Raw genomic sequence first — 22,883 nt, 5'->3', positions numbered from 1 at the left:
CGGACGCGGCAAGACCTCAGCGCCGGGCGCGGAACCGCAACCGGTCGCCGACCTCGACTTCCACCTCGCCGAATCCGGCCGCGGTCAGGCGTACGGGGAGGGTGTCGGGGTCGAGCGGCTCGTAGACGTCGCCCTCGTGGAACTCCCGTAGCCGGTCCGACCCGAGGCTGTCGGTCCCGGCGAACCAGCCGCCCGGCCGCAACAGGCGGGCCGCCTCGAAGAACAGCTCGTCCTGCGCGGCGGCCGGGGTGACGTGGTGCAGCATCGTGAAGCAGACGACCGCGTCGGCGACACCGTCCGGCAGCGGTACGCGACGCGCGTCGGCGTGGCGTACATCGGCGGTGGGGAACCTGGCGGTCAGGCCGTCGGCGAGGGTGGCGTCCGCCTCGATCACGGTCAGCCGATCGGTCCAGTCCAGCAGGTACGCCGTGCTGGCGCCGAAGCCGCCGCCCAGTTCGACGGCGTACGCCGGGCGCGGCAGCCCGGCCAGCCCCCAGGGCAGCACCTCGCCCACCAGGATCTCGGCCCATTCGGGGCTGGAGCAGTACGCGTCGTGCAGCGAGTTCATCGGACGGTCCCTTCGATCAGCATCGGCAGCAGGTGTGTACGCGCCTTCGCCGGGGTCCAGGCGTGCCGGGCGCGCAGGTGCAGGTAGGTCCAGGCGACGGCGTTGAACAGGATGTCGGCCCGATCGAGGTCGGTGCCCTTGCCGAGGAGGCGGCCCGCCGCCCGGGCGTCGCGCAGCACCGCGACGAACGGGTCGAGGAAGCGCATCGGGAGGTCCGCGGCCGCGGCCGCCCGGTGGAACATCTCGTCGGACAGGGTCAGCACATCCGCGTGCGCGTCGACCACGTCGCAGAGCGCGTCCATCGTCTTCCGCAGCCGCTCGGCCGGCTCACCGCCGGCGGTGAGCACTGGCAGCATCGCGTCGCGATAGTCCTCGGCCAGTCGTTTGAGCAACCCGTCCAGCAGGCTCTCCCGGGTCACGCCGTTGCGCCACAGGGTGACCCGGGACTTGCCGGCCTTGTCGGCGACCCGTTCCAGGGTCAGCCCGTCCCACCCGACCTCGGCCAGCACCGCGACGGTCGCCTCGTGGAGATCACCCTTCACGGATGAAACATAGCCGTTGCATTTTCTGAACGCAAGCATTGCATCGATCCGCGTAATCGGCGCATGATGGCGCCATGATGAGACTTCCCTTCGCCGAGCCGCTCACCCCGCTCGCGCCCGGCCCGCGTACCATTCCCGAACCGCCACGCCGGGGCGAGCCCGGCGGCGAACCATGCCGCATCTGCGAGCAGGACGAGGGCATCTGGTCCGACGCGAACTGGGTGCTGCACGAGCCGGTCGGCGGCAGCCTGCCCGGCACCCTCTGGCTGGCGTCCCGAGTGCACGTGGACTCGTTCGCCGATCTGCCGGCGGACCTGGCCGCCGACTTCGGCCGGGTGACGGCCCGCATCGAGCGCGCGATCCTGAGCCTGGCCGACGTCGGCCGCGTGCACCTCTACCGCTGGGGTGACGGCGCCGCACACTTCCACGTCTGGTTCATGCCCCGGCCGCTGGGCATGCTGGAGGCGGCCCGCTACGCGCTCCCGGTCTGGGAGGACGTCCTGCCCGCCGCGACGGAAGCCGAGCTACAGGCGGCACGGGAGGTCGTCACGTCGGCGATGGCATGACATCGGGCCGATCTGGGTACGCTCAACGCCATGTCCCGGGAAGCCTGGATCGTCGTCGGAGTCGTCGCCGGCGTCGTCGCACTGATCACTTTGTACGGTGCGATCCGCTTGGCGCGGAAGCTTTTCGTGACCAAGCGGATGCTGGGCGACCTCGGCACGGGCGGAAAGGTCGCCTTCTGGGGCGCGCTGATCTACACGATCCTGCCCGTGGACCTGCTACCCGATCCGATCTACCTCGACGACATGGGCGTACTCACCGCCGCCCTGCTGTACCTGACCCACCTGCTGCGCAAGCGGCGGGCGGCCGGCACGCCGATCAGGCTGCCCGGCGCGCGAGGATCAGACCGGTCGTCAGCTGCTGATGCAGCACCCCGCCGCGGCCGTCGATGAGCTCGGCGATCGCCTGGTGCAGCCGGGTCCGCCGCTGGTCGGGCAGCATCCGGTGGTTGGAGAAGGTCGACAGCAGCCGCAGGTAACGGGGCGTCGGGAAGGGCACCACGCGGATCACCTCCTGCTGCTCGAAGTCGGTGAACAGCGGGGAGGTCCGCAGCTCGTCCGGATGGAAGACGTCCGGATGCAGGTTCGAGGGCACCCCGTGGGCGATCTCCGGGGCGTACTTGAGGTAGACGTTCTGCATCGCGGTGGCGGTGTCGCCGTCGGCGAACCCGAAGTCGTGCGCGAACAAGGCGAGGACTCCGCCGGGCGCCAGCGCGTCGGCGGCGAGCTGCGTCCGCGTCCGGTGGCCGACCCAGTGCCACGCCTGGGCGCTGGCCAGCAGGTCGACACCGGTCTCCGGCGGGGTCCAGTCCTCGAATCGGCTGACCGCGATGTCGACGAGCTGATCCTCGGCGAACCGCCGCCGCAGGACGCCCGCCATCGCCGCGTCCGGCTCCACGCAGATGATCGGGGCGTCGAGCGTACGCAGGACCTCGGTGCCCTTGCCGGTGCCGGCGCCCACGTCGACGATCGACCGCGGCCGGCTTCCCGCGTACGCCAGGACCCGATCGGCGATCTCGACCGGGTAGCCCGGCCGGACGTCGTCGTACTCGGTCGCGACCTCACCGAAGACCTGGCTCTGCACCCGCTCGGAGACCATGCCGGGCACTCTAGTACTCGCCGGTATCGTCCGTATGCGATGACTGTCACCTTCACCCGAGCCGTGGACCGATTGCGGTCGGCCGGCTGCGTCTTCGCCGAGGACGAGGCCGGGCTGATTCTCGCCGAATCCGCCCCGGAGGACGTGGACCGGCTCCTCCGCCGCCGCGAAGAAGGCGAGCCGCTGGAGCAGATCCTCGGCTGGGCGGAGTTCTGCGGTCTGCGGATCGTCGTCGAGCCCGGCGTCTTCGTGCCCCGGCGGCGCACCGAGTTCCTCGCCCGGCGGGCCGCCGCGTACGCCCGGAGCGGCTCGATCGTCGTGGACCTCTGCTGCGGCACCGGCGCGGTCGGGCGGGCGATCGCCGACCAGGTCCCCGGCGTCGAGGTGTACGCCGCCGACGTCGATCCCGTCGCGGTGCGCTGCGCCCGGGCCAACCTGACCGGTGCGCTGCTTCAGGCGTATCAGGGAGACCTGTTCGAAGCCCTGCCCCGCGAGCTGCTGGGCCGGGTCGACGTCCTGGCGGTCAACGCGCCTTACGTCCCGAGCGGGCAGATCGCGCTGATGCCGCCCGAGGCGCGCGACCACGAGCCGCGCGTCGCACTCGACGGCGGTCCGGACGGTGTGGACATTCACCGGCGGGTAGCCGCCGGAGCGGGAGCCTGGCTCGCGCCCGGCGGCCGGATCCTGATCGAGACGAGCGACGAGCAGGCCGCCGTGACCTCGGCGGCACTCGCCGACAACGGGTTCCGCGCCGAGATCGCCGTCGACGACGAGCTCGGCGCGACCGTCGCGATCGGTCAGGCTTGAGCCTGCAGCTTGCGGACCAGTTCGACGTAGCGGGTCTGGGCCGTCTCCTGATCGGTGCCGGCCAGCTCGCTCCAGGCGTCGAACTTCGCCCGGCCGACCAGGTCGAACATGCCCGGCCGCTTCCCGGTCGCGTCGCCCTGGCTGCCCTGCTTGTACAGGGCGTAGAGCTGGAGCAGGACCTCGTTGCCGGGGCGCGTCGGCAGCTGCTTCACGTCGGCCTGGGCCTGGGCGAAGTCGTCGGAGACAGACATGCGCACCAGCCTATCGCTCCCCACTTCTAGAACATTTGTTCTATGATCTGGGGATGGAGGGCGCCTCGATCCTGCACGCCGACCTCGACGCCTTCTACGCGTCGGTCGAGCAGCGCGATCGGCCCGCGCTGCGCGGCAAACCGGTGATCGTGGGGCACGGTGTCGTGCTCGCCTGCAGCTACGAGGCCAAAGCCCGAGGGGTACGCACAGCGATGGGCGGTCGTCAGGCCCGGGCGTTGTGCCCCGACGCCATCGTGCTCGAACCCCGGATGTCGGCGTACTCGCAGGCCAGCAAGGCCGTCTTCGAGGTGTTCCGGGACACCACCCCGTTGGTGGAGCCGATCTCGATCGACGAGGCGTTCCTCGACGTCGGCGGTCTCCGGCGCATCAGCGGGACGCCGACGGAGATCGCCGTCCGCCTGCGGGCCGACGTCCTGTCGCGCGTGGGGCTACCCATCACCGTCGGGGTCGCCCGGACGAAGTTCCTGGCCAAGGTGGCCAGCCGGGTCGCCAAGCCGGACGGGCTGCTGACCGTCGCCCCGGATCGCGAGCTGGAGTTCCTGCACCCGCTGCCGGTTCAGATGCTGTGGGGCGTCGGCCCGGTGACCGCGGCCAAGCTGGCCGAACGCGGCATCCGGACGGTCGCGCACGTCGCCCGGATCGGCGAGGCGGCGCTCATCTCGATCCTCGGCGGGCATGCGGGACGGCATCTGTGGGCGCTGGCGCACAACAAGGACGCGCGCCGGGTCGAGACCGGCCGGCGGCGCGGTTCGATGGGCGCGCAGCGGGCGCTGGGCCGGGGTAATCAGTCCTATGAGGAGCTGGACGCGACGCTGGCCGGGCTGGTCGACCGGGTCACGCGCCGGATGCGCAAGGCGGACCGGCCCGGCCGGACCGTCGTGCTGCGGATGCGGTTTCGCGACTTCACGCGGGCCACCCGGTCACGGACGCTCAGCCGTCCGACCGTGCAGACCGAGGAGATCCTCGCCGCCGCCCGGACCCTGCTGTCCGCGGTGCGGCCGATGATCGCCGTACGCGGCCTGACCCTCATCGGGATCAGCGTCGGCAATCTGGAGAACCAGGACTTCGTGCAGCTCGAACTGCCCTTCGGCACGCCCGACCGGGTGGCCCTCGACGGGGCGCTGGACGCCGTCCGGGATCGCTTCGGCAGCGGTTCGGTCACCCGTGGCGTGCTCGTCGGCAAGAGCCCCGGCCTGGAAATGCCGATGCTCCCGGACTGACCCGCCTCGCCGAAGACGCCGCCCTCCGGTCGCGGCCGTGACACGGCACCCTCCTCTCAGCTGTCTCCACCTCGGGAAATTACGACGCGTAATGGGCTCATATACGCGCCGTTATTCACTGGGGGCCATCAACGGGGATGGCCCCACCCGTTCGAGGAGCCATTCATGATCAGACTCGGGCCGCAGGGCGGCCGATTGCGTACGCGGCTGATAGTCGCCTCCGCGACCGCGGCGTTGGCCGCCCTCAGCCTCACCACCGGCGCGTTCGCCTCCCACCCGGAGGTCAGCCTGCCGGGCAGCAACTTCGAGATCGACACCGACGCCAACCTCAAGGCCGACGACCCGGCGCCGTCGATCGACTGGGCCACCGTGACCGAGGTACGCAAGGCCGACACCGCCAGCGGCCCGGCCGACGAGTCGTTCGGGCAGGGCGCCAAGGAGGACACCGCGGTACCGACCGTGGTGGACGGCGGCATCCCGCCGAACAAGAGCGACCTGAAGTTCTTCGGCGTCTACCAGGAGGGCGGCACCGCCACCGGCTTCCTGAACCTGTACTGGTCCCGGGTGCAGGACCCGACCGGAACCACCAATATGGACTTCGAGTTCAACCAGAGCAAGGTGGCCTCCAGCAACGGCGTGACCCCCGTACGCACGACGGGTGACCTGCTCATCACCTACGACCTGGCCCAAGGCGGCACCCACCCGACCCTCTCGCTGCGGACCTGGACCGGATCGGCGTGGGGTCCGGCCGCCAACCTCACCGGCTCGGGCAAGGCGACCGGTTCCATCAACACCTCGGCGATTCCGGCCGCCGAAGCCGACGGACTGGGCGCACTCGACCCGCGCACGTTCGGCGAGGCGCAGATCGCTCTGTCGGCGATCTTCGACCCGACCTCGTGTGAGTCGTTCGGCACGGCGTACCTGAAGAGCCGGTCCTCGGACCAGTTCAACGCGGCGCTGAAGGACTTCGTCCCGCCGCAGACCGTCAACATCACCAACTGCGGCACGGTGAAGATCCACAAGGTGGACGACACCGGTGCTCCCTTGGCCGGAGCCGAGTTCACGCTCTACAAGGACAACGCGCCGGTCGGCGGATCGCACGGCGCCGAGGACACCGCCACGACGTTCAAGTGCACCACCGACGCCAACGGTGACTGCACGATCAGCAACGTTCCGGCCGGGGACTACTGGGTGGTCGAGACGGTCGTGCCGCCGGGCCACGAGGGCGCGGCCGACCAGCACATCACCATCACCGCCGGGGGCACCGTGACCCTCGACCCGGTGACCGACCCGCGCAAGCGTGGCGCCATCCGCGTCTCCAAGACGGAGAAGCATGTCGCCGCGCCGACCGGCTCGCAGCCGCAGGCCGGGGTCTCCTTCACGGTCGACGGCGTCACCAAGCAGACCGACGCCAACGGCCAGGCCTGCTTCGACAACCTGCTCTTCGGCTCCTACACCGTGCACGAGACGGTGCCGGCGAACTACGTCGGCGAAGGCGACAAGACGGTGACCGTGGACAACGGGGCGACCTGCGCCGACAGCCCGTACGCCGGGGAGACGGTCTCGTTCGTGAACGTGCCGCTCACCACCATCACGGTGAGTTCCACCTCGCAGGTGCCGGGTGGCACCGGTTCGCGCATCAGCTGCACCGGGCTGACGCCCGACCCGGCCGACGGCACGCCGAACGCCTTCGACGACACGTCCGAGGCGTACAAGAATCTCGCACCGGGGACCTACACCTGCACCGTCGTGATCGACCCGTAGGTCGTGCGGCTCCGCGCAATGTGATCGTTGCGTCAGCCATGCTGTATAAACGGGCGAATTGCCTCGCGAAGCAGCATGGCTGACGCAACGATCATGCCCGGTCACGGGGCGGCAAGGGCCTCCGTCGGCGAGAGCCGGGCGGCCCGGATCGCGGGGTAGAGCCCGGCGATCGCCCCGATCACCACGGTCGCCCCCATGCCGCCCAGCGTGGCCCACGCCGGAACCACCGCCGGCCAGGTCTGCGTACGCGCGTACAGGCTGGTGACGAGGATGCCGACAAGGACTCCCCCGAGCCCGCCGAGCACGGCGAGCAGCAGTGATTCGGCCAGGAACTGCACCAGGATCTGCCCTCGCGTGGCACCGAGCGACCGGCGGAGGCCGATCTCGGCCCGGCGTTCGAGGACCGAGATCACCATCGTGTTGGCCACGCCGACCCCGCCGACCAGCAGCGCCACCGCGCCGAGCCCGAGCAGCAGCCCGGTGAACGCCTGATCGGTGGCCTGCCGGGCGGCCAACGCGTCGGACGGCCGGGACACGCGTACCTCGTTGGGAGCGGCCGGGTTAGCCGTCGCGGCCAGCACCGCCCGGACCGACGTGACCGCGTCGTCCCGCGTACGCGTGTAGACGGTCGTCGGCAGTCCGTCGAAGGCCAGATAGGACTCCGCGGCCGGGAATCCGATCAGCGCGGCGGAATCCAGCTCGGGTGCCAAGGCGACCGGTCGCAGGATGCCCACGACGGTGAAGTACCGGCCGCCGACCAGCACCTGGACGCCGTCGCGAACGGAGAAGACGCCGAGGCGCTGGGCGGCCGACGCGCCGAGCACCACCGCCGGATAGCGACTGGTCGCGTCGTTGAGCCAGACCCCGTCGGCAAGCTCTGCGGCGACCGTCGCCGGCAGGTCGAGGTGCGCCGCGAGCACCGACATCCCGCCGGTTTGGATGACCGGAATCCGGTCGCTGCGGAAGACCGAGAGATCCGGTACGCGCCCGACCGCGGCGACGCCGGTGACCGGGCCGATCCGCCCGATCATCGCCACCGACGACGCCGGCAGCACCGCCCGGCCGCCCAGCATGGTCTCGCCGGGCGACACCGTGAGCAGGTTGGTGCCGAGCGCCGCGAGCTGCTTGTCCAACTGCGCCCGGCTGGACGAGGAGATCCCGACGACGGCGATCATCGCGGCGATGCCGATGGCGATCCCGAGCGCCGAGAGGAACACGCGCAGCGGCCGCGTACGCAGCCCGGCCGAACCGACGCGGACCACGTCGGCGGGCCGCAACCTCGACGGACGCAAACTCATGCAATCACCGTCCTGCGGCCGGCGCTCGCATGAGGGAAACTGTGCTGGCCGATGACCGACCGAAGGCCGCTCATGCAATCACCTGCCCGTCTCGCATGTGGATCTGGCGCGGCAGGCTGTCGGCGATCTCCCGGTCGTGCGTGATGATCACGACCGTCGTGCCGCTCTCGTGCAGCGCCCGGAGCAGCCCCATGACGCCCGCGCCGGACGCCGAGTCGAGGTTGCCGGTGGGTTCGTCGGCGAGCAGCAGGGCCGGTTCGCCGACGATGGCCCGCGCGATGGCGACGCGCTGCCGCTCACCGCCCGACAACTGATGCGGCCGATGATCCAGCCGCTGGCCGAGACCGACGCTGTCGAGGGCGTACTCTGCTCGCTTGCGGCGTTGCCGGGCCGGGATCCCGCAATAGAGCAGCCCGTCGGCCACATTGTCCACAGCGGACTGTCCCGGCGCGAGGTGGAACTGCTGGAACACGAAGCCGATCCGGCTCGCCCGCACCGCCGACAGCTGCCGGTCGGACAACCGCGCCACGTCCAGGCCGTCGATGCGTACCGTTCCGCGCGACGGCCGGTCCAGCGTGCCGATCAGGTGCAGCATCGTGGACTTGCCGGAACCCGACGGGCCGGCGATCGCCACCAGCTCGCCGCGCCCGACCGTCAGGCTCACGTCGCGCACCGCCAGCACACCTGGGTACGCCTTACTGACGCGGTCGAGTTCCACCACCGAGTCAAGGCCGGTCATGAGGGCATCCCGACGGTGGTTCCCTCGGCCAGGCCGTCCCCGGTGATCTCGACTCGCCCGTCGGCGAACAGCCCGGTCTTGACGGCGACGATCCGGGTGGTCGTTCCGTCGACGACCTGGATGCCGTAGCCGCCCTCGCTCAGCGCCAGCAACGCCGCGACCGGCACGGTCAGGACGTTCTCCCGTTTCCCGGCGGTGAAGCCGACGTCGATCGTCGCCTGGTCGAACGCGGCCAGCACCTGTTGGTCGTCGGGAGCGATCGACACCCTGATCACGGTCTTGGCGGGGTTGTTGCCCTCCGCCGGCTTGATCACCGTACGCCCGCGCACGATCTTGCCGGGTGCGGTCTTGCCGTCCGGCAGCTTCAGCGTGACCGCGCTGCCGACCTTGGCCAGCCGTTGTTCGGCCACGCTGACTTCGACGCCGACCAGCTTCTGCGAACCGGTCGTGGTGAGCACCGCCAGGCCGGGTCCGGTCGAGTCGCCGATCGCCGCCTGCTGGGTGTTCACGCGTACGGGACCGGCGGCGTAGTAGATCCGGCCGAGGTCGACCGTGCCCGTCTGCGGCAGTCCGAGCGCCTTCTGCCACTTCTTCACCGCCGTCGTCGTGGACGCCGAGAACGTCCCGTCGACGGTGAACCCCCGATAGCCCAAGGCGTACAGGTTCTGCTCGAACTGCTGGACGTCCGGCCCCTTCACTCCGGCCGCCAAGGCCCGATAGGCGGGCAACGCACCATAGAGGAGGACGACCGGCAGATTGTCCACGCGATAGATCGGCTGCCCTCGGCGTACCGTCGCGCCTTGTGCGGGCAGCGCGGTGATCGTGCCCGGCAGCTTGCCGTTGACCTGGACCGGGTCGCCGTAGCCCAGCTCGCCGGTCATGGTCTGGCTGTCGACGAGCGTCTGGCGGGTGACCGTCGCGGTGGCCGGGGGCAGGTTCGCCGCCGATGGCGTCGACGGACCGGAACCGATGCCCTTGGCCGCGACCACCGCGACGCCGACGGCGAGGAGCACCGCCACCGTCGCGACGCCCGTGAGAATCCGCCGTCTCATCGGCCGTTGCCCGTGTTCGTGCCCGGCGACTCCCCGGCCGGCGGCGGCGCGAACTTCTGGCACTCGGAGTCGGCCGCCTGGTACGCCGGACTCGCCGGGTCGATCCCGGAGGTGTTGCCGTCGAGCTGGAAGCCGTAGTCGGTCGGGTCGGGGAAGTTCTTCAGACCGTGCTCACGCATGCACTGGGCATATTTGCGCAGCTGGTCGAGGCGGGCGGGGTCGAGCTTCTGCGGTTCGCCGCCGTTGGGCAGGTACGCCTTGCACGCCTGCATCCCCGCGTCGACCTTCGCCGGGTCCGCCCCGTCGGGCGCGTCGAGCGAAACCCCGCCGCCGTCGCTGAACTTCGGGTCCGGCCAGTTCGGTACGCCGTTCTCGCGCATGCACTTGGCGAACTGGAGCGCTCGCGCCTTCTCGTCGACTGCGCCGGTGGCGCTCGCGGTGGCACCGGGGCTGGACGTGCCGTTCGCGCTGGCGACGCCGTCACCATCGCTCTTCGAGCACCCGGCCAGTGCCGCCGTCGCGAGCAGGCCGATCGCGATCGCTGCCCTTATCCGCATGGTTTGTCTCCTTCAGTGGGCTCCTGTCGGCGGTCAGTAGATCGGCCACGGGTTTTCGCGGGCGTCACCGAATTCGTTGACACCGAGGTGACATCACCGTGTGTCACCATGGGATTCATGCGGATCTTGGTCGTCGAGGACGAACCCCTGGTCGCCGACGCCGTCGCGCACTGGCTGCGGGGCGACGCGCACGCCGTCGACGTCGTCCACGACGGCGGGGCGGCACTTGAGCGCATCGACGTGAACGACTACGACGTGGTGGTCCTGGACCGGGATCTGCCCGTGGTGCACGGCGACGACGTCTGCCGCGCGCTGGCCGCCGACGGCGGCGAGACCCGGGTCCTCATGCTGACGGCCTCGGCCGACGTGGCCGACCGCGTCTCCGGGCTGTCCCTCGGCGCCGACGACTACCTGCCGAAGCCGTTCGCGTTCGCCGAGCTGTCGGCCCGGGTCACCGCGCTGGGCCGGCGCGCCCGCCCGGCCGCGCCGCCGATCCTGCAGCGGGGCGGCCTCCGGCTCGATCCGCACCGGCGGGAGGTCTACCGCGACGGCCGCTACGTTCCCTTGTCGCGCAAGGAGTTCGCCGTGCTCGCCGAGTTGCTGCGGGCCGACGGCGCGCCGGTCTCCGCCGAGCAGCTCCTCGAGAAGGCCTGGGACGAGAACGCCGACCCGTTCACGAACTCGATCCGCATGATCATCCTCAAGTTGCGCCGCAAGCTCGGTGAGCCGCCGATCGTGCTCACCGACCCGGGTGTCGGGTACCGGGTCCCGTGAAGCGGCTGACCTTCCGGGCGCGGCTGACCCTCGTCTACGGCTGCCTGTTCCTGGTCGCCGGTCTCGTGATGCTCGGCATCACGTACTTCCTGGTGGCCGACCGGCAGGTGCCCACCTTCAACGTCGGCTACGCGACGGCCGGGCCGAACGACACCGGCGCGCTCGTGAACCAGGTGTCGGAGTCCGCCTGGGACGAGGCGCTGAACGCGCTGCTGACCCGAGGCGGGATCGCCTTGGCGGTGGTGGTCGTGGCGGCGACCGCGTTCGGCTGGCTGCTCGCCGGACGGCTGCTGCGCCCGCTCGACCAGATCACCGACACCGCCGTACGCATCGCCAACGCGCCCGCCGCGGACCGGGGCCTGCACGAGCGCATCGGTCTCACCGGCCCGCCCGACGAGGTGAAACGGCTCGCCGACGCCTTCGACACGATGGTGGAACGACTCGACCACGCCTTCGACGGGCAGCGGCGCTTCGTCGCCAACGCCTCCCACGAACTGCGTACGCCGTTGACCGTGAACCGGTCGCTGCTGGAGGTGGCCCTCTATCGCGGTGAGCCGACGCCCGAGCTGGTTCAGCTGGGCCGGACTCTGCTGGAGGTGAACACGCGCCACGAACAGCTCCTCGACGGGCTCCTGGTGCTCGCCCGCGCGGAGCGCTCCGAAGGCGGCGTCGCCGATCGGTCCTACGTAGATCTGGCCGACATCGTGGACCACGTCGTCTCGGTCACCTCGTTCGACCCGCTCGACCTGCGGCTCGCCGCCGACGAGGCCGCCGTCTCGGGGAACCCGCCGCTGCTGGAGCGGCTGGTGCAGAACCTGGTCGACAACGCGCTCCGCTATAACGTGCCGGACGGTTTCGTCGCCGTCTCCTGCTTCACCCGGGGCGGCTCCTCCAGGGGCGGTTCCTCCCGGGACGGCGCCTCGCGGGACGGCTTCGCTCAGCACGAGGCCGTCCTGGTCGTGGAGAACAGCGGGCCGGTCATCCCGAAGTACGACGTCCCAGCCCTGTTCGAGCCGTTCCACCGCGGCAGCCGGACGGCTCACCAGGCGCCCGGGGCCGGACTGGGGCTGTCCATCGTCCAGGCCATCGCCCGGGCCCACGGTGGGGAGGTCCGGGCCGAGGCGCGTACCGGGGGCGGGCTGGTGGTGACGGTGACCCTGCCCGCCGCCTGAGGGTGCAACCTCCGGCCGGCCGCACTCGGTCGAGCAGATCGCGGCCCTGGTCAGCGACCGGATCGCCGCCTGATCACCAGCGGGTTGGTTGATCGTTTCTTAAGGACATGAGATCACTACAGCGTGTCCTGGCCGCGGTCGCCGTCACGGTGGCCGCGGTCGTCGCCACCGCCCATCCGGCGGCCGCGGCCCCGGCGAAGACGACGATCTTCCTCAAGATCGCGGGCATTCCCGGGGACTCGACCGACCCGAAGCACTCCGGCGAGATCGAACTCGAATCGTTCTCGTTCGGCGTCACGAACAACGGTTCCGGCGGCGGTGGCGCCGGCGGCGGCAGCGGTAAGGCGGTGTTCGGCGACCTGATGGTCACGAAGCGAGCGGATTCGGCGAGCCCGAAGCTGTTCCTCGCGGCGGCCAACGGGACGCACCTCGCCACCGCCGTGCTCACCGTCGAGAAGTCGCGGCGGGCGCCCATGCCGTACCTGACGATCACCCTGGAGGACGTGCTCGTCTCGTCGTTCCAGACCGGTGACGACAACGGCGGGGACACGCCGTACGAGTCGATCGCCTTCAACTACGGCAAGCTCACCTACGTCAAGAACTGACCGCTCTCCTGCGGCGCTGGATCAGGGTTCCGGGTCGAATCTTGCCTCAAGATTCGACCGCGAACCCTGATCCAGCGCCGTGAGCGGAAGCCGTTCAGGAGGGCCGGTTCTGGCGGGCGATGAGCCGCCCCACCTCCTCGGCCGGGCCGGGCTGGCCGAACAACCAGCCTTGGGCCGCGTCGCAGCCGAGCGTCCGCAGCCGGTCCGCCTGGCCCTGGTGCTCGACGCCTTCGGCGGTCACGCTCAGCCCCAGGTCGTGCGCCAGGGCGATGACGGCGGTGAGTAGCCGGTCATGCTTCGGGTCGACGCTGGTCCCGGTACGCAGCGGTTTGAGGAACTCCCCGGCCAGCTTGACCTGCCGGACCGGCAGCCTCGTCAGGTACGCGAGGTTGGCGTACCCGGTGCCGAAGTCGTCGATGGCGAGCCGGACTCCCGCGTCGGCGAGCCGTCGCAGTTCGCCGACCGGGCCGCGGTCGTCGCCGAGGACGGCCGACTCGGTGAGTTCGAGCTGGAGACGTTCGGGCGGGAGGCCGCCGTCGGTGAGCACCTGCATGACGTCGTCGACCAGGCCGGGCCGGCGTAGCTGGCCGACCGCCACGTTGATGCTGATGTAGCAGGTCAGCGTCGGATTGGCGGCGGCCCATTCACCGGCTTGGCGGCAGGCGGCGGCGAGCACCCAGCGGCCGACCGCCGCGATGTGACCCGTCTCCTCCGCGACCGGGATGAACTGGTTCGGCCCGACGATGCCCAGTTGCGGATGCCGCCAGCGGATCAGCGCCTCCACCCCGCGCAGCCGACCGTCTTCGAGCCCGACGATCGGCTGGTAGTCGCAGAAGAACTCTTGCCGGGTCAACGCGGCCGGCAGTGCGGTCGCCAGGGTGTGCTGGGTGATCTGGCGCGCGCTGTCGCGCGGGTCGTACCGGGCCAGCCGGCTCTTCCCCTCGGCCTTCGCCCGGTACAAGGTGATGTCGGCGGCGCGCATCAGCGCCTGCGGATCGGCGCCGACCGCCCGGGAGTCCACGACTCCGATGCTCGCCGAGATGGTGAGTTCGCGGCCGCCGACGTGGAACGGCTCACGCAACGCCGCCAAGATCGCCTCGGCCGGCCCGACCACGGCGGCCTCGCCGACGCAGTCGTCGTCGAGCACCACGAACTCGTCGCCGCCCAGCCGGGCGACCAGCCGGTCGCCGTGGGCGACGGCCTCCTCCAGCCGCCGGGCGACCGCCACCAGCAGGTGATCGCCGACCGCGTGCCCGAGGCTGTCGTTGACGTCCTTGAAGCCGTCCAGGTCCAGGAACGACAGGCCCAGCCGGCCGCAGGCCGGTTCGGCGAGCCGTTCGGCCAGCCGCTCGGCGAACAGCGTCCGGTTGGGCAGCCCGGTCAGCGCGTCGTGCCGGGACTCGTGCCAGAGCTGGTCCTGCAGCCGTCGCCGCTCGGTGATGTCGACGGTGACCCCGATGAGGAAGCCGGGCGCGCCGTCGTCGTCGCGCACCATCGACATCGACAGGTCCAGCACGAGCCGGCTGCCGTCGGGGCGTACCCGGGTCGTCTCGGTGCGGAAGTGATCCCGGCCGCCGGACAGCAGGTCGAGGTAGCGGCTGGAGGTCGGGCCGTGCCCGCTGTCGCCGATGATCTCCCCGACCGTCCGGCCCCGGATCTCCTCGGGCACGAAGCCGAGCATCCGGGCGAACGCGGTGTTCACCTCGATCAGGCGGCCGGTCAGGTCGACCATGGCGATGCCGACGGCGGCGTCGGCGAAGACGGCTCGAAACCGGGCCTCCACGACGCGGCGGTCGCGGTCGGCCAGGCGTACGGCCCGGAGGGCGGCGCGCTGGACGGCTTCCTGCTCGGTCCGGGTGCGTACGCGCAAGGCGTGGGCGAATCCGGCGGACAAGCCGCCGAGGAGCTGCCCGAGCCGGGCGCGCAGTTTGATCTCGTCCTCGGCCCCGGGTTCGCCCCGGAGTTCGTCGAGGAAGCCGTCGGAGAACACCTCGATGGTCCGGCGTACCGCGGCGGGGCTGTGGAAGTCGGCGCCGACCAGGGCGGCGGCCGCTTCGTCGGCGCGGGCCTCCACGGTGTCGTCGCGCAGGGCGGCCGCGAGATCGCGGGTCAGCCGTTCGAGGAACTCCGGCAGGTCCGGCACGGGGATCTCACTGGTGGGGCCGATCGCCTCCGCCCAGCGCCGGGCGAATCGTCCGAGGCCGTCGGGCTCCGGCGGCCCGGCCGGCGGCGGCGCGTACGCGGTCATCGGCGGGTGGGGGCCGGTGGCCCGGTCCCGCCCGACCGGTTGGATCGGAACGCCATTCCCCCTCGCCCTTCGACGGCGGCCGTCCCGTCACGCCACTGTGGACGACACTGTGGACGGCATTCGGTGATGCGGAAGTGCGGTGACAGGCGAAGCATACGTCCCGAGCGCCCGGCCGCGACACCCGAAGAGCGCAGCTTCCCGCTGCCGGAGGAGGGGCGGGTTCGAGTGCGGTTGCGGCGGATAACCGGCGGAGAAGTGGGTACGGACGCGGCATGGCGGACCGCATTTCGGACATTTGGGGATCTCGTACGCCCTACGCCCAGCACGGGGACTGGCCGGACCGGGTCGACCTCCACCTCCTCGACGGAGTCGGCGAGGACGAGGTGAACTGGGTGCAGTCGGCCTGCGTCCTCTGCTCGAACGGCTGCGGGATGGACGTCGGCGTACGCGACGGGCAGATCGTCGGCGTACGCGGACGGGTGGCCGACCGGGTCAACCGGGGACGCCTCGGTCCCAAGGGGCTGTACGGCTGGCAGGCGAACTCGTCGGCGGACCGGCTGACCACGCCGCAGATCCGCCGCGACGGCCGGTTGACCGAGGCGACCTGGGACGAGGCCATGACGGTGATCGCCGAGCGGTCGCGGCAGATCCTGGCCGAGTCGGGTCCGCTGGCGCTCGGCTTCTACACCAGCGGCCAGCTCTTCCTCGAGGACTACTACGCCCTCGCGGTCCTCGCCCGCGGCGGCCTCGGCACCCCGCATCTCGACGGCAACACCCGGTTGTGCACCGCGACCTCGGACGCGGCGCTGAAGGAGTCCTTCGGCTGCGACGGCGACCCGGGCTCGCTGACCGACTTCGACGCCTGCGACACGCTGCTCGCCGTCGGGCACAACATCGCCGAGACGCAGACCGTGCTGTGGATGCGGGTGCTGGATCGGCTGCACGGCCCGGATCGGCCGCGGCTGGTCGTCGTCGATCCCCGCCGCACGAAGGTCGCCGAGGCGGCCGAGGTGCACCTGGCGATCCGCAGCGGCACGAACGTCGCCTTGCTCAACGCGATCCAGCACGAGCTGATCGAGCACGACTGGATCGATCACGAGTTCATCGACGAGCACACCGTCGAGTTCGACCGGCTGGCCAAGAAGGTCGCGGAGTACCCGCCGGAGAAGGCGGCGGCCGTCTGCGGCGTCGAAGCGGCCGAAATCCGCCGGGCGGCTGAGGTGATCGGTTCGGCCGAGCGCCTGGTGAGCACCTGCCTCCAAGGCGTCTACCAGTCGCATCAGGCGACCGCGGCGGCCTGCCAGGTCAACAACATCACGCTGCTGCGCGGCATGATCGGCAAGCCGGGCTGCACGGTGTTCCAGATGAACGGCCAGCCGACCGCCGAGAACACCCGCGAGACGGGGTCGAACGGGGACCTGACCGCCATGCGGAACTGGCAGAACCCGGCCCACGTGCGGCAGCTCGCCGAGTTGTGGGGGGTGCCGCCGGAGCAGATTCCCAGTTGGGGACCGCCGACGCACATCATGCAGATCCTCCGGTACGCCGAGGAGGGCTCGCTGAAGTTCCTCTGGGTGACCGGCACCAACCCGATGGTGTCGTTGCCGGATCTGGAGCGCATCCGGGGCGTACTGAGTCAGGAGCGGCTGTTCCTCGTCGTCACCGACGCCTTCCCCACCGAGACCACCGACCTGGCCGACGTCGTGCTTCCGGCTGCCTTGTGGGGCGAGAAGACGGGCACGTTCACCAACCATGACCGCACGGTGCACCTGTCCGAGCAGGCGGTCGAGCCGCCCGGCCAAGCGCGGTCGGACCTGGCGATCTTCCTCGACTACGCCGAACGCCTGGATCTGCGACGCTCGGACGGCAGTCCACTGCTGCCGTGGCGTACGCCGGAGGAGGTGTTCGACGCGTTCAAGGCGGCCACCCACGACCGGCCGTGCGACTACACCGGGTTGAGTTACGACAAGCTGCGCGGCGGCAGTGGCATTCAGTGGCCCTGCAACGACGAGAACCCGGACGGCACCGAACGGCTCTACACCAACCAGGTCTTCCCGTCCGCGATCGACTACTGCGAGGACTACGGGCACGATCTGCTCACCGGGGCCGCCCAGGAACGCAAGGACTTCGCCGCGCTGCGTGCCGAAGGCCGGGCGATCTTCAAAGCCGCCGACTACGTCGAGCCGGCCGAACCGGTGGACGAGGACTATCCGCTGCTGTTCACGACCGGCCGGACGGCGTACCACTTCCACACGCGGACCAAGACCGCCCGCGCACCGGAACTGCAGGACGCGGCCCCGGAGGCCTGGGTGGAGGTCTCGCCCGCGGACGCCGCGCGGTACGGCGTGGCCGAGGGGGACCTGGTCCGCGTCGAGTCGCGCCGCGGCCGGATGGAAGCGCGGGCGCGCGTCAGCGGCGTGCGCGAGGGGGTGGTCTTCGCGCCGTTCCACTACGGCTCGCGGGCCGGCGCCGGGCACGCGGCCAACGCGGTCACCCAGCCGACCTGGGATCCGGTCTCGAAACAGCCCTTGTTCAAAACCGCGGCGGTACGCCTGACGAAGCTCGCGGATTCCGGTGGTGTGCCGGCGCCCGCCCCGACGACCACGGCGTCAGCGCCGGTGGAGGTGACCGCATGAAGCTGGCCCAAGCCATCGAAGACGTGCACGAGGCCGAGGCGGAGTTGGCGCGACAGCTGTTCAAGACCGCCGACAAGCATGCCGCCGACCCCGACGTGTACGCGATGAGCCGCACCCTGGCCAAGAAGTGCGCCGAGCACTTCGACAAGCTGGCCCCGTACGCGGAGCGCTATGGAGCGTCGGCCGCGCCGAAGGATCTTTCCCCGAACTTGACGCCTCGCGCACTGGACGAGGCTGTCGAGATCGTGCCCGCGGCCGGTCAGCACCTGCTGCACGATCTGCGGCGGCTCTATCCGATCGCGCACGAGGCCGAGCTGGCCTGGGTGATCCTGTTGCAGGGCGCGCTCGCCGTCCGGGACACCGCCCTGATCGCGACGATCCGCCCGATCCAGGAGGAGGCGCAGCACCGCTGGCAGTGGCTGCGTACGCGGATCAAGGAGAGCAGTCCGCAGGTGCTCGCGACATGAGCCTCGGACTGTCCTATCTGACCTTGACCCGGTTGCGGGAGCGGGCCGGGTCCGACGCCGTACGCCTGCCGGTGCCCACCTTCTACGCCGCCCGGAAATGGATATATCGGTCATGAGATAGCCGCCGGATATCCTGGCGGGCATGCGGAACCCGAGGTCCCTGGCGTTCGACGTGCTCGTCGCGGCGGGCATCGCCGGCCTGGCCACCTTGCCGATCTTCCTCCGGCAGACGCCGCGGGCGCTGATGTGGCTCGGCCTGATCATGGCGGCCGCCCTGCTGGTCCGGCGGAACCGCCCGCTCTGGAGCATGGGCGTCATCTCCGCCGTCGCCCTGACGCAGGTGCTGTTCTGGGGGCCGAGGTTCGACCCGGTCCCCTACGACCTCGCCGTGCTGATCGGCATGTACAGCGCGGTCAAGTACAGCAAGACGCTGCGCGGCGGGCTGATCGCCGGACTCGTCGTGGTCATCGGGATCGTCATCGAGGTCGCCCGCCATTTCGACGCCGAGCACTGGTGGCAGATGCCGCTGTTCTACGTGGGCGTCTGCGGTGGGGTGTGGCTCATGGCGTACACGGTGCGGCAGCGGGTCATCTACGTCGCCGGTCTGGAGGAACGCGCGGCGAGCCTGGAGCGCGAACGGGAGCATCTCGCCCGCATCGCGGTGGCCGACGAGCGCGCGGCGATCGCCCGTGAGCTGCACGACGTGGTCGCGCACAGCCTCGCGGTCATGGTCGTGCAGGCCGACGGCGGCCGGTACGCGATGGACGGCGATCCCGAGAAGTCCCGGCAGGCGATGGCGACCGTGGCGGAGACCGGACGCGCCGCGCTGGAGGACATGCGACGGCTGGTCGGCGTCCTGCGGGGCAGCGGCGACTCACCGGCGGGCCGCCGCCGGATCACCCTCGCCGAGCTGGATCCGCTGGTCGCGGGGGCACGCTCGGCCGGGCTGACCGTACGCGTGGCGAACACGGTCGGCGTCGTCGACGCGCCCGCGCTGGAACTGGCGGTCTACCGGATCGTGCAGGAGGGCCTGACCAACGTCCTGCGGCACGCCGGGCCGGACGCCCAGGTGGACCTGGACCTGCGACGGGACGGTGACGAGATCGTCGTCGACCTCACCGACACCGGCCAGGGCGGCGCGGTCGCCACCGAAGGGCATGGCCTGACCGGGATGCGCGAGCGGGTCTCCGTCCACGGCGGCACGCTGCTGGCCGGACCCCGGCCCACCGGCGGCTGGCAGGTCCGGGCATGCCTGCCGCTGCTGGAAGGGGTACGCGCATGAGGGTGCTCATCGTCGACGACCAGCCGCTGGTGCGTACCGGGTTGGAGATGATCCTGTCGTCGCAGCCGGACATCGAGGTGGCCGGAGCCGCCGGGGACGGCGCCGCCGCCGTGGCCCAGGTACGCGAATTCGCCCGCCGGGGCGAACCGGTGGACGTCGTCGTCATGGACATCCGGATGCCGGTGCTCGACGGGGTGACCGCCACCCAGCAGCTCACTGATCAGCCCCACGGGCCGAAGGTGCTGGTCCTGACGACGTTCGACACCGACGAGGACGCCTTCGCCGCACTTCAGGCCGGTGCGAGTGGTTTCCTGCTCAAGAACGCCCCACCGGAGGAACTGCTCGGCGCGATCCGCGCCGTCGCAGCCGGCGACGCGGTCGTCGCCCCGCGCGTCACCCGCAAACTGCTCGACCACTTCGCCGGCCGGTTCGTCGTGTCGACCGCCGACCCGCGCGTGGAGACGCTGACCGATCGCGAACGCGAGGTCGTGCTGGCGGTCGCGCAGGGCCTGTCGAACGCGGAGATCGCGGGAAAGCTGGTGGTCGCGGAGGCCACCGTGAAGACGCATGTCGGGCGGGTGCTCACCAAGCTCGGGCTGCGCGACCGGGTGCAGATCGTCGTGTTCGCGTACGAGTCGGGCCTGGTCCGGCCGCCGAGTTGAGGTCGCGGCGCCATGTGGCGCTGGATCAGGGATCCGGGTCGAATCTTGGGACAAGATTCGACCGAGAGCCCTGATCCAGCGCGAAGCGGCCGGGAACTCAGTCGGCCATCGCGGCCACGATCGAGCCACGCCCGGCCCGGCGCGCGGGCAGGACCGCGGCGAGGCAGCTCGCCACCGCGGCCAGCAGCACCAGGCCGACGAGCCAGCCGACCGGCACCACGATGACCGGCTCGATGTCGCGGAAGGCCGCCTCGAGGACCAGCGGGGCGTACACCAGGCCGAAGACGATCCCGACGAGCGCGCCGACCACCCCCATCAACAGCGCTTCGGCGAGCAGCATGCCGCGCAGTTGACTGCGGGTCAGACCCAACGCGCGTAACGTGGCCGATTCCCGGGTCCGCTCGATCACCGACAGCGACAGCGTGTTCGCGATGCCGAACAGCGCGATCAGGACCGCGGTGCCCAACAGGCCCGCGAACAGCCCGATCAGGCCGTTCACCGCGCTCTCCAGGCCGCTGGACAGGTCCGCGACACTGCTGACCTCGACCAAGGGGTACGCCGAACTGACGCGGTCGATGATCTCCCGGGAGTCGACGGGGCCGACCCCGGGCGCCGCCTTCACCAGGACGAGGCTGCCGTCGCTCGGACCGGCCAATCTCTCCAGTTGACTCCAGGTCACGAGGCCGTCGAAGCGGCCCGCGCCCGGAATCGTGGTGTCGCCGGAGGCCGCCGTCCGCAAGGTCGTCAGCTTTGGATCGGGCTGCTTGTCGTCGACGATGATCGTCCCGTCGGCGAGTCCGGCCGGCAGCTGCGGCAGCAGTTCGGGATGGTCGATGGCGCCCAGGTGCAAGGTCTTGCCGTCGACGCGTACCTTGGCGCCCCGGACGACCGCCACCTTGGCCAGCTCGCTGTGCTGCCGCAGGGAATCGCTGTACGCCGTCGGAATCGGGCCCGGTTCACCGGTCTTCCCGTCGCGTACCGCCGTGATCACGTAATCGGCCGGATAGTGACTCGCGAGCTGGTCCCGTGCGGTCTCCTTGATGCTGCCGAGCAGCATGCTGAACATCGCCATGAGCCCGACGCCGATCATCAGCGAGGCGGTCGTGACCGCCGTCCGGCCCGGATTGCGACGGGCGTTGGCGACCGCGACGCGGCCGGGCGGCCCGGCGAGCCGGCTGGCGGGCAGTCCAACCAGCGCGGTGAGCCGGCCGATGAACAGCGGCGACGCCACCAGTACGCCGAGGAACACCACGACACCGCCGCCCACCACGACGAACGTGGCCGTCTCGGAGTCCTCCGTCTGACCGCCCTGCCACGTGATGAAGGCACCGATCCCGGCGATGACGAGGGCGACGATCGCCCGGAAGATCTTCGAGCGGAGACTGATGGTGGCGGCGCTCGGCATGTCTCGCAAGGCGGCCAGCGGTCGCGTACGAGTGGCTCGCATCGCCGGAATCACGGCGGCGGCCATCGTCGCCACGACGCCGAGGGTCAGTCCGATGAGGACCGGCATCGGCCGCAGCACCACGGCGTGGTCGGGCACCCCGGCGTGGAGCGCGTTGTTGAGCAGCAACGGCAGCAAGTAACTGATCCCGATCCCGGCCAGGACGCCGAACGCCCCGCCGACCAACCCGATCGCAGCCGATTCGAGCAGGGTCGCCCCGAAGATCTGCCGTCGCGTCGCACCGACGCATCGCAGGAGCGCCGTCTCGCGTACGCGTTGGGCGAGCAGGATGGCGAACGTGTTGTAGATGACGAACACCGCGACGACGAGGGAGATCGCGCCGAAGACGAGCAGGATGAAGGTGAACTGCGTCGCCACCGACGTCGCCGCGTTGGCCAGGTCGGTTCGCCGCTCGTCGCCGGTCTTCACCGTCGCCGACGTCACCGCCCGGACACGCTGGGCGAGGTCGGCGGGGTCGACGCCGGGCCGCGCCCGGATGACGATCTCGTCGAACCCGGTCTCGCCGGTGAGCCGGGTGATCTCCGACGCCGGCAGCCCGACGACGCTGAGCCCGGAATAGGCCTTCGAGACGCCGAAGTCGACCAGCCCCGAGATCGTGTACGCCTGCTTCGCGCCCGCCTTGTCGAGCACCTGCAGCGTCTGGCCGATCGACAGGTGTTCGTGCGCGGCGGTCTCGGTGTCCAGCAAAGCCTCCCCGGCGGCGGGCACCCGCCCGTCGAGATCGAATCCGCGCAGGCGCTCGTCGCCGGCCACGGAGACGGCGTACCCGGCCCTGCCGTTGTTGACCAGCGGCTTGCCGGTCGTGCCGAGCATCGGCAGCGAGGTCGCCATCCGGCCCTCGGCGTGCTCGACGCCTGTCACACCGGAGACGGCCGGCAGTTGGTCAGCACTGAGCGGCTTGTCTCCGGCCAGCACGACGACGTCGACGTTCTTCGCCGTCCGGGCGAACGTCTCGTCGAAGCCGGCCTGAGCGGTGTCGCCGAAGATCAGCGTCCCGGCGGTGAAGCCGACGCCGAGGACGACCGCCAGCGTCGTGGCCGCCAGCCGCCGGGCGTGCTTGGTCAGGGAGGCGAAGGTGACCCGCCACATCG

General features: G+C 70.9%; 22 protein-coding genes. 12 read left to right on the top strand and 10 right to left on the bottom strand.

From position 1 onward, the window contains the following. Window positions 1-16: 16 nt before the first annotated feature. Window positions 17-568 carry a class I SAM-dependent methyltransferase gene (locus tag AB0H43_RS14575; protein ID WP_359999807.1) on the bottom strand — a complete coding sequence of 184 codons (552 nt, stop codon included), beginning with the start codon at window positions 566-568 and terminating at the stop codon, window positions 17-19. Further along, a complete protein-coding gene (locus tag AB0H43_RS14570; RefSeq protein WP_359999806.1) occupies window positions 565-1,110 on the bottom strand; it encodes a hypothetical protein in 546 nt (181 codons plus the stop codon). Before AB0H43_RS14570 ends, AB0H43_RS14575 begins: the two co-directional genes overlap by 4 nt. Before the next feature lie 74 nt (window positions 1,111-1,184). Between AB0H43_RS14570 and AB0H43_RS14565 the strand changes: the two genes are divergently transcribed. Next, complete coding sequence (locus tag AB0H43_RS14565; RefSeq protein ID WP_359999805.1) at window positions 1,185-1,676, top strand: hypothetical protein; 492 nt, start codon at window positions 1,185-1,187, stop codon at window positions 1,674-1,676. 30 nt (window positions 1,677-1,706) lie between these two features. Continuing rightward, window positions 1,707-2,066, top strand: coding sequence for a YkvA family protein (locus AB0H43_RS14560; RefSeq protein ID WP_359999804.1), 360 nt, complete (start codon window positions 1,707-1,709; stop codon window positions 2,064-2,066). Here AB0H43_RS14560 and AB0H43_RS14555 read toward each other — a convergent pair. Next, window positions 1,993-2,772, bottom strand: coding sequence for a class I SAM-dependent methyltransferase (locus AB0H43_RS14555; protein ID WP_359999803.1), 780 nt, complete (start codon window positions 2,770-2,772; stop codon window positions 1,993-1,995). The genes AB0H43_RS14560 and AB0H43_RS14555 overlap by 74 nt on opposite strands. Before the next feature lie 39 nt (window positions 2,773-2,811). Here AB0H43_RS14555 and AB0H43_RS14550 point away from each other — a divergent pair, with 39 nt between their 5' ends. Next, window positions 2,812-3,579 (top strand): putative protein N(5)-glutamine methyltransferase, encoded by a 768-nt coding sequence (locus tag AB0H43_RS14550; protein WP_359999802.1) that lies wholly within the window; start codon window positions 2,812-2,814, stop codon window positions 3,577-3,579. Here the strand turns inward: AB0H43_RS14550 and AB0H43_RS14545 are convergent. Next, window positions 3,570-3,830, bottom strand: a complete 261-nt coding sequence (locus AB0H43_RS14545; RefSeq protein WP_359999801.1) for an acyl-CoA-binding protein — start codon at window positions 3,828-3,830, stop codon at window positions 3,570-3,572. The genes AB0H43_RS14550 and AB0H43_RS14545 overlap by 10 nt on opposite strands. 53 nt (window positions 3,831-3,883) lie before the next feature. Between AB0H43_RS14545 and dinB the strand changes: the two genes are divergently transcribed. Together dinB and AB0H43_RS14535 are read left to right on the top strand one after the other, a co-directional pair. After that, complete coding sequence (dinB, locus tag AB0H43_RS14540; RefSeq protein WP_359999800.1) at window positions 3,884-5,071, top strand: DNA polymerase IV; 1,188 nt, start codon at window positions 3,884-3,886, stop codon at window positions 5,069-5,071. A 165-nt stretch (window positions 5,072-5,236) separates the two neighbouring features. After that, window positions 5,237-6,835, top strand: a complete 1,599-nt coding sequence (locus AB0H43_RS14535) for a prealbumin-like fold domain-containing protein (RefSeq protein ID WP_359999799.1) — start codon at window positions 5,237-5,239, stop codon at window positions 6,833-6,835. Between the two features lie 101 nt (window positions 6,836-6,936). On the opposite strand, the gene AB0H43_RS14530 is transcribed toward AB0H43_RS14535, so the two are convergent. From AB0H43_RS14530 to AB0H43_RS14515, 4 genes are all read right to left on the bottom strand, one after another. Beyond that, window positions 6,937-8,133, bottom strand: a complete 1,197-nt coding sequence (locus AB0H43_RS14530; RefSeq protein WP_359999798.1) for an ABC transporter permease — start codon at window positions 8,131-8,133, stop codon at window positions 6,937-6,939. A gap of 70 nt (window positions 8,134-8,203) precedes the next feature. Beyond that, on the bottom strand, window positions 8,204-8,872 hold the full coding sequence (locus AB0H43_RS14525) for an ABC transporter ATP-binding protein (protein WP_359999797.1): 669 nt from the start codon (window positions 8,870-8,872) through the stop codon (window positions 8,204-8,206). After that, window positions 8,869-9,924 (bottom strand): peptidoglycan-binding domain-containing protein, encoded by a 1,056-nt coding sequence (locus AB0H43_RS14520; protein WP_359999796.1) that lies wholly within the window; start codon window positions 9,922-9,924, stop codon window positions 8,869-8,871. The genes AB0H43_RS14525 and AB0H43_RS14520 overlap by 4 nt, the downstream gene beginning before the upstream one ends. Further along, a complete protein-coding gene (locus AB0H43_RS14515; RefSeq protein ID WP_359999795.1) occupies window positions 9,921-10,481 on the bottom strand; it encodes a hypothetical protein in 561 nt (186 codons plus the stop codon). The genes AB0H43_RS14520 and AB0H43_RS14515 overlap by 4 nt, the downstream gene beginning before the upstream one ends. Window positions 10,482-10,598: 117 nt before the next feature. Between AB0H43_RS14515 and AB0H43_RS14510 the strand changes: the two genes are divergently transcribed. The 3 genes from AB0H43_RS14510 (at window position 10,599) to AB0H43_RS14500 (ending at window position 13,032) form a co-directional block, all read left to right on the top strand. Continuing rightward, window positions 10,599-11,255, top strand: coding sequence for a response regulator transcription factor (locus AB0H43_RS14510; RefSeq protein ID WP_359999794.1), 657 nt, complete (start codon window positions 10,599-10,601; stop codon window positions 11,253-11,255). Further along, entirely contained in the window at window positions 11,252-12,427 is a 1,176-nt protein-coding gene (locus AB0H43_RS14505; RefSeq protein WP_359999793.1) for a HAMP domain-containing sensor histidine kinase, read from the top strand. The genes AB0H43_RS14510 and AB0H43_RS14505 overlap by 4 nt, the downstream gene beginning before the upstream one ends. Before the next feature lie 107 nt (window positions 12,428-12,534). Then, window positions 12,535-13,032 (top strand): type VI secretion system tube protein Hcp, encoded by a 498-nt coding sequence (locus tag AB0H43_RS14500; protein WP_359999792.1) that lies wholly within the window; start codon window positions 12,535-12,537, stop codon window positions 13,030-13,032. A 94-nt stretch (window positions 13,033-13,126) separates the two neighbouring features. Here the strand turns inward: AB0H43_RS14500 and AB0H43_RS14495 are convergent, their stop codons facing one another. Then, window positions 13,127-15,280, bottom strand: a complete 2,154-nt coding sequence (locus AB0H43_RS14495; protein ID WP_359999791.1) for an EAL domain-containing protein — start codon at window positions 15,278-15,280, stop codon at window positions 13,127-13,129. A gap of 272 nt (window positions 15,281-15,552) precedes the next feature. Here AB0H43_RS14495 and AB0H43_RS14490 point away from each other — a divergent pair, with 272 nt between their 5' ends. The 4 genes from AB0H43_RS14490 to AB0H43_RS14475 all read left to right on the top strand — a co-directional run bounded on the left by AB0H43_RS14490 (window position 15,553) and on the right by AB0H43_RS14475 (window position 20,327). Further along, window positions 15,553-17,916: a nitrate reductase gene (locus AB0H43_RS14490; protein ID WP_359999790.1), complete on the top strand. Its 2,364-nt coding sequence runs from the start codon at window positions 15,553-15,555 to the stop codon at window positions 17,914-17,916. Beyond that, window positions 17,913-18,383, top strand: coding sequence for a hypothetical protein (locus AB0H43_RS14485; RefSeq protein WP_359999789.1), 471 nt, complete (start codon window positions 17,913-17,915; stop codon window positions 18,381-18,383). The genes AB0H43_RS14490 and AB0H43_RS14485 overlap by 4 nt, the downstream gene beginning before the upstream one ends. A 142-nt stretch (window positions 18,384-18,525) precedes the next feature. Further along, window positions 18,526-19,665: a histidine kinase gene (locus AB0H43_RS14480; RefSeq protein ID WP_359999788.1), complete on the top strand. Its 1,140-nt coding sequence runs from the start codon at window positions 18,526-18,528 to the stop codon at window positions 19,663-19,665. Then, window positions 19,662-20,327 (top strand): response regulator transcription factor, encoded by a 666-nt coding sequence (locus AB0H43_RS14475; protein ID WP_359999787.1) that lies wholly within the window; start codon window positions 19,662-19,664, stop codon window positions 20,325-20,327. Before AB0H43_RS14480 ends, AB0H43_RS14475 begins: the two co-directional genes overlap by 4 nt. 97 nt (window positions 20,328-20,424) lie before the next feature. On the opposite strand, the gene AB0H43_RS14470 is transcribed toward AB0H43_RS14475, so the two are convergent. Beyond that, window positions 20,425-22,881: an FtsX-like permease family protein gene (locus tag AB0H43_RS14470; protein ID WP_359999786.1), complete on the bottom strand. Its 2,457-nt coding sequence runs from the start codon at window positions 22,879-22,881 to the stop codon at window positions 20,425-20,427. Window positions 22,882-22,883 lie beyond the last annotated feature (2 nt).

Source organism: Hamadaea sp. NPDC050747 (assembly GCF_040654195.1).
In the GTDB taxonomy this organism is placed as follows: Bacteria; Actinomycetota; Actinomycetes; order Mycobacteriales; family Micromonosporaceae; genus Hamadaea.
Note: the sequence above shows the minus strand (reverse complement) of the source record. Positions and strands in the feature narration are given on the sequence as shown.